Origin of the sequence: Rhodococcus sp. Chr-9, from assembly GCF_000801125.1 — a bacterium.
Lineage (GTDB): Bacteria > Actinomycetota > Actinomycetes > Mycobacteriales > Mycobacteriaceae > Rhodococcus > Rhodococcus pyridinivorans.
The window spans coordinates 64015-70258 of the sequence record NZ_JTIZ01000110.1 but is presented as its reverse complement, the minus strand read 5'-3'; the positions used below and the strand labels follow the sequence as shown (position 1 = coordinate 70258).

Genomic DNA, 6244 nt, shown 5'->3' with positions numbered 1-6244 from the left:
GCTACCCTCGCGGAAGCGGCATAACCGAAATGACACCGTGTCCAAGATCAGGGGTTAAGGCCCAACAGTGGGGTTGTACCCGCAAGGAATCGAAAGAGTCGTACGCTCTCGCAATCTCCGACGAAACAATGCCACCGTGCAATTTGTGCATTGGAACGATATCGAGGGCATCGCCGGAACGGATATCGTGACCCGTTCCGGATACGGCGACGTCCGGACTCCGATGATCCACGTCCACACGACCGGGCGGTTTCCCCCTGAAGCGCGCATCCCCCACGACGAAGAACACACCCTCGCCATCGTCTGCACCTGGCTCATCGCCGAACCCAACGCCCTCTTGACCCTGATCCGACAGATGAGCGAACGCCCGAACGACCGCACGCTCCTCGCTCGGGAAGACGCGGCCGAACTTCTCAGACCACCGCCGTTGCGAGAACGATTCCGGATGGTACGCCACCAGGAAGCGTCTCGGTGAACGCTCCGATTCAGGCGACGCTCTCCGACTACCTCGCAACACACGAAGTCGGACTGAGCCCCTGCGACCCGGACGATCCGCGGCACCCGCAACCGGAACTCCAGGCGCCGGAGGGTTGGATAGTTCTCCCTCGCGATGTCTTTCCGCATGCACATACGGTTCTCGTGGCTCCCGAGCACGTCGCGGACGATTGGGTGCCCAACGCCGTCCTCCTCCACTGCGCACTGTCGAAATGGCGGCCGACGGACGAACTGCTGGAGGTCGCGGCGCGTGAAGCTCGCGAACTGCCCGCGTGGAGGGAGACGCTCCGCGACACATCCGATTTCCGCGGGCACCGATCGGTGATCATCCAAGGCTCCTATCGAGTGGACGACGTCGAGTACACCGCCGTGACGCGATACCTCGTGATCGACCACGAGTACGACCGCTACCTGACGCAACTGACGGCAACCGCACGCTCCGACAGCGCCGAGTCCCTTATCGCTCATCTGCATGCAATCCATGAGGGACTGAGAATCCGGTGAGCGATTCCATCGAGCCGTGCCCGTACGGAGAACGATCCGAACCTGCTTGGCCGCAACGGTTTCGTACGGGATCGCTCTGCCTCGGCGTGTTCCTGGCCGGGGCCGGAATCCTTGTGCTGCAGAAGACCATGGACGATCGGCGAGCGGATGACCTCGGAGCCATCGCCCTGGGGTTCTGTCTCGCTCTGATGACGGCGTTAGGTTCGGCCTGGGGCTTCGAGCGGGCCGGCTTCCACCGATTCGGTTTGCATCCGAGGATCCGGCAGTGCCGAGACGACATTCACGGCCCCGGCATCGAGATTCCCTACGTGAGAATACTTCCCGTTCAGCTGTCCGCTGTGTTCTCCTGCATCACAGTGTCGGGCGCATTCATGATTCGTGCGTCGAACCGACCGGACGGAGCGATGCTTCTTGCGAGACACGAGCTCCCCCACTCCGGCTCGTTCATCGCATGGACGACATGTGCAACCGTGGCGGTGTGCGCTCTACCCTTCTTGATCCACCCCCGGGGATCCACCCGTCTCCATGCCGACGGTATTCGCCGCCGCACGACATGGCTCGTGCGGCGTGGCGTTTCGGACGTGTTCGTTCGATGGGACGAGATCCAGGAAGTGGATGCCGATGTCTACACCGTCTCGGGCCGCGGGGCGTCTACGCACAATCCACTCATCCGTCTCCACGTACCCGGCTACGAACCGACTCCGCCTCGCGTGGCGCACGACAAGCCGGATTCGTTCACCGTGCCAGCGTACGTTCTCGTGAGCGATCCCAACACGCTGCTCGGACTCATCGACCGTCTCCATCGGTGTCCCGAAGATCGCCATCTCGTCACCACACCCGAGGCCCCAGAACTCCTCCGTCCCCTCCCGGTGCGGGAACGCTTACGTATCGCGCGGAAGATTCCGCGTCAACAGTGGGAATGGTGATGGGCACGCAACACCGGTGGTGGGTTCGCAACGCCGACAGTGACCGACCACGTTGCGAGCCTTCACCCCACGTTGCGTACCTCGGTCAGTTCCCGTTGTTCGGGCCGTGGACGCGGCGGTGCAGTGCTTCCATCCGCAGGTCCAGATCGCGCGCCGTTTCCGCGGCGAGGCGGAGCTCCTCGCGCAGTTCGTCCGGTACCTCGCGGTCGTGCTTGTAGTAGATCTTGTGTTCCAGGCTCGCCCAGAAGTCCATGGCGACCGTGCGGATCTGCAGTTCGACGTAGACGCGCTCGACCCGGTCGGACATGTACACCGGGATCTGGACGATCACGTGCACGCTGCTGTACCCGTTGGGCTTCGGGCGGGCGATGTAGTCCTCGATCTCGACGACCGTCACGTCGAGCTGGCTCGTGATCATGTCGATGATCCGGTAGACGTCCGACGTGAAGCTGCACGTGATGCGGATGCCTGCGATATCGCGGACGGCCTCGCGGATGCCGTCGAGCGAGGCGGGCGCACCCTTCCGTTCCGCCTTGGCGAGGATCGACTCGGGACTCTTCAACCGCGACTTCACGTGCTCGATCGGGTTGTACTCGCGGGCGTAGGTGAACTCCTCGCGCAGGATGTTGATCTTCGTCATCATCTCGTCGATGCCGAACTTGTACACCATGAGTGCGCGTCGCAGATCCTGCGCGAGATGCTCCACTGCGACCAGCGGTGCCTGCACGTCGTCCGGTGTCGGTAGTCCCGGTTCGGGTTCGCCCACCGTCGTCTTCACTCGATTCCTCCTCGATCACTTCCGGGATCGAGTCTGCCAGTCCGACCACGACAGGCGGTTCTGACCGCCCTGACCTGCAGTGATGCGAGACGGCCCACTCGAACAGGACTCCCGCCGCTCGTCGATCGAGACATCCGGACGCCTCGACGCCCAGGGCTTGCCCAACCGCGTTCAGCGCTTACCCCGGCCGAACCGCTCGACCACGACCGCCCGCAGCGAGCGGGCTTCGATGCCGGCCTCGCGGCGGGCGCGCCCTCGGGTCACGAGCACCCCGATAAGCGCGATCACCCAGATCGGATACTGCGCGAACCACGCGACGCGGAAGGCGTCGAAGGTGTAGCCGCCGAGCCGGTCGAGCACGATGCCCATCGTCTGCACGACCAGCAGTGTCGCGAGGAAGCCACCGATGTTGACGATGCCGTTGGCCGTGCCGAGCGCGGTCCCGGGATTGAAGGTGCGGGCGTAGTCGAAGCCGATCATCGATCCCGGCCCGCCCACCGAGATGACGACGACGAGCACCACGAGCAGCCACAGCGGTGCGGGTCCGGGCAGGGCGAGCACCGCCGACCACGTCACTGCGCTGGCGAGGATGATCATGAGCACGAGCCACGAGCGTCTGGTCGGGAAGCGTCCCGACAGCACGCCGAGGATGGGTCCGGCGGAGATGGCGGTGACCACCGAGACGGTCAGCATCGAGCCGGCCGCCGCGGGTGACAGGCCCTGAGCGGAGACCAGATACGGCACGCCCCACATGAGCGCGAAGGTCGTCACCGAGAACTGCGTGCCCATGTGGGTGAAGAAGCCGAGTTTGGTGCCGGGGCGCCGCCACACCGTGCCGAGCCCGCCGATCACCTCCCGCAGCCCTGACGCGGTGGCTTCGCGCGTCTCACCGGGCGGGGTGTCGCGCACGACCGCGAACACCAGCACGCACGCGAGCAGGCCGAGCGCCGCGGCACTGCCGTAGGCGGCCGTCCATCCCGTGCCGGTGAGCAGCAGGACGAACGGCACCGCCGACAGCACCTGGCCGAGCTGGCCGAAGATGCCCGTCAGCTGCGAAACGACAGGTACGCGGCGCGGCGCGAACCACACCGGCACGAGCCGCAGCACCGAGATGAACGTCAGGGCGTCACCGACACCGACCAGCACTCGGGCCAGATACGCGACCGGCAGCGACTCGGTGACGGCGAGGATCGCCTGACCGACGGCGAGGATCACGGCGCCGGTCGCGATCATCCGCCGCGAACCGAACCTGTCGAGGAGCACACCGGCCGGGATCTGCATCCCCGCGTAGACGATGAGCTGGAGGACGACGAAGCCGGACAGCACCGACGGTGAGATATCGAAGCGTTCGGTGGCGGCGAGTCCGGAGACACCGAACGCCGTCCGGTGGAGGACGGCGACGATGTAGGCGAAGACTCCGATACCCCAGACCAGCCATGCCCTCATGTCACAAGGACGATACGCGTCGGTCTGTTAACGGTGCTGATTACTCACGTCCGAGCGACACCCACATCGGGTCGGCCGCACGCGGACCGGCGACCTTGTCGGCGAGACGATCCAGCCGTGCAACCTGCTCGTCGGTGAGCGTCACGTCGAGCGCTCCGGCGTTCTCGGTGACGCGACTCGCGTAGCGGGTGCCGGGGATCGACACCGACGGCAACCCGAACTCGCGCCCCTTCGCATCCAGCCATGCCAGGGCGATCTGCGCGATGGTCGCGTCCGCCTCCTTCGCAACCGCCCGCACCTCCTCGCGCACCGCGAGGTTGGTCGGCAGGGCGTCGGCGTCGAAGCGCGGGAAGCGCTTGCGCAGGTCGTTCTCGGCGACCTGTCCGGGATCGAAGGCGTCGGTGAGCAGCCCCCGGCTCACCGGCGAGTACGGCACGAAGCCGATGCCGAGTTCGGCGGCGGTGGGCACCACGTGCCGTTCGACGTCGCGCGAGACGATGCTCCACTCCGACTGGATCGCCGCGATCGGGTGGACGGCGTGCGCGCGGCGCAGTTCGTCGCCCGTGGCCTCCGACAGTCCGATGTGCTGCACCTTGCCGGCCTGCACGAGTTCGGCGAGGGCACCGACCGTATCCTCGACCGGCACGTCAGGATCCACGCGGTGCAGGTAGTACAGGTCGACGTGGTCGACGCCGAGACGCCCGAGCGACTCGTCGATGGCCTGCTTCGCGTATTCGGGACGGCCGTTGATGCGACGGTTGGCGGTGCCCGTGCCGCCGACCGCGCCGACGAGACCGAACTTCGTCGCCAGCTGGACCTCGTCCCGCCGGTCGGCGAGCAGCGTGCCGACCACCTTCTCGCTGGTGCCGTCGCCGTAGACGTCGGCGGTGTCGATGAAGGTGATGCCCAGATCCACGGCGTGGTGCAGGGTCGCGAGTGCCTCGTCGAGATTCACCTCGCCGTATGCGGGGGCGACGGACATCGCGCCGTAACCCTGGGCGCTGACGACGAGACCGGGCGCGAGCTGGACGGTGGGGACAGGCATGTACTTCTCCTCGACGACGACACGGTGCGACTCCCGATCGTCCCGCATCCCGCGCATGATCGCAGGAGTTGAAATCGCCGTGATCCGAGCAGCCCGCGCCCTAGGCTGAGATCCATGGTGACCGACTGGCTTTCCCTGCAACGAACCGCGCGTCGCGAGTTCGACGACCGTGTCGCGCAGATCCGCGACTGGCACGCACCCACCCCGGACACCGAGTGGGACGTCACCGACCTGGTGTGGCACATGGTCGACGAGCAGCGCTGGATCCAGCCGCTGCTCTCCGGCCGTTCCCTCGACGACGCGAAGGCCGTACTCGAACCGATCGGGGACGATCTCGCCGCCGAATGGGCACGCTTCGCCGAGCAGGCGACCGCCGCGTGGGCGATGGCGTCACCGTCCCAGGAGGTCCACCTGTCCTACGGCACCGTCCCGTGCCTCGACTACATGAAACAGCAGGTCGCGGACATCACCGTGCACACCTGGGATCTCGCCCGGGCCATCGGTGCCGACGAAACGCTCGACGCCGACCTCGTCGACGCCGTGCTCGCCGACATCGAACCGCAGAAGGACATGCTCGCCTCGAGCGGTCTGTTCGCCGATCCCGTCCCGGTCCCCGACGATGCGTCCCCGCAGGACCGGCTCATCGCCCTCACCGGCCGCGACCCCAGGAAGGCGTCATGACGGACCGACCCGATATCAAGCCCCGCAGCCGCGACGTCACCGACGGCATGGAGAAGGCCGCCTCGCGCGGCATGCTCCGTGCGGTGGGGATGGGAGACGAGGACTGGGGCAAGCCGCAGATCGGTGTGGCGTCGTCGTGGAACGAGATCACTCCCTGCAACCTCCCGCTCGAACGCCTCGCGCGATCGGTGAAGGAGGGCGTGCACGCCGCGGGCGGTTACCCGCTCGAATTCGGCACCATCTCCGTGTCCGACGGGATCTCGATGGGGCATGAGGGTATGCACTTCTCCCTGGTCTCCCGTGAGGTCATCGCCGACAGCGTCGAGACGGTGATGCAGGCCGAGCGACTCGACGGCTCGGTGCTGCTCG

Annotated in this window: 7 protein-coding genes and 1 pseudogene; 5 read left to right on the top strand and 3 right to left on the bottom strand. The window is 66.4% G+C overall.

The features are described 5' to 3' along the window. The first annotated feature begins 67 nt into the window (after positions 1 to 67). Genes QR64_RS17875 through QR64_RS17865 form a run of 3 tightly spaced genes read left to right on the top strand, consistent with a single transcriptional unit; the run spans position 68 to position 1925 of the window. Positions 68 to 475, top strand: coding sequence for a hypothetical protein (locus QR64_RS17875; protein WP_235367218.1), 408 nt, complete (start codon positions 68 to 70; stop codon positions 473 to 475). Beyond that, positions 472 to 999: an LpqN/LpqT family lipoprotein gene (locus tag QR64_RS17870; RefSeq protein ID WP_039586525.1), complete on the top strand. Its 528-nt coding sequence runs from the start codon at positions 472 to 474 to the stop codon at positions 997 to 999. The genes QR64_RS17875 and QR64_RS17870 overlap by 4 nt, the downstream gene beginning before the upstream one ends. Next, a complete protein-coding gene (locus tag QR64_RS17865) occupies positions 996 to 1925 on the top strand; it encodes a hypothetical protein (RefSeq protein ID WP_232333395.1) in 930 nt (309 codons plus the stop codon). The genes QR64_RS17870 and QR64_RS17865 overlap by 4 nt, the downstream gene beginning before the upstream one ends. An 85-nt stretch (positions 1926 to 2010) precedes the next feature. Here the strand turns inward: QR64_RS17865 and QR64_RS17860 are convergent, their stop codons facing one another. The 3 genes from QR64_RS17860 to QR64_RS17850 form a co-directional block, all read right to left on the bottom strand. Beyond that, the gene (locus QR64_RS17860) at positions 2011 to 2703 is read right to left on the bottom strand and encodes a GTP pyrophosphokinase family protein (protein WP_024102151.1); all 693 of its coding nucleotides are present in this window, start codon (positions 2701 to 2703) and stop codon (positions 2011 to 2013) included. A gap of 171 nt (positions 2704 to 2874) precedes the next feature. Next, a complete protein-coding gene (locus tag QR64_RS17855) occupies positions 2875 to 4149 on the bottom strand; it encodes an MFS transporter (RefSeq protein ID WP_039586523.1) in 1275 nt (424 codons plus the stop codon). A 40-nt stretch (positions 4150 to 4189) separates the two neighbouring features. Continuing rightward, complete coding sequence (locus QR64_RS17850; RefSeq protein ID WP_039586535.1) at positions 4190 to 5194, bottom strand: aldo/keto reductase; 1005 nt, start codon at positions 5192 to 5194, stop codon at positions 4190 to 4192. 114 nt (positions 5195 to 5308) lie between these two features. On the opposite strand from QR64_RS17850, the gene QR64_RS17845 reads away from it, so the two are divergent. Together QR64_RS17845 and QR64_RS28150 are read left to right on the top strand one after the other, a co-directional pair. After that, positions 5309 to 5875: a TIGR03086 family metal-binding protein gene (locus tag QR64_RS17845; RefSeq protein WP_033098423.1), complete on the top strand. Its 567-nt coding sequence runs from the start codon at positions 5309 to 5311 to the stop codon at positions 5873 to 5875. Beyond that, positions 5872 to 6244: pseudogene (locus tag QR64_RS28150) on the top strand (dihydroxy-acid dehydratase); the annotation flags it as partial. The gene QR64_RS17845 and the pseudogene QR64_RS28150, both read left to right, overlap by 4 nt.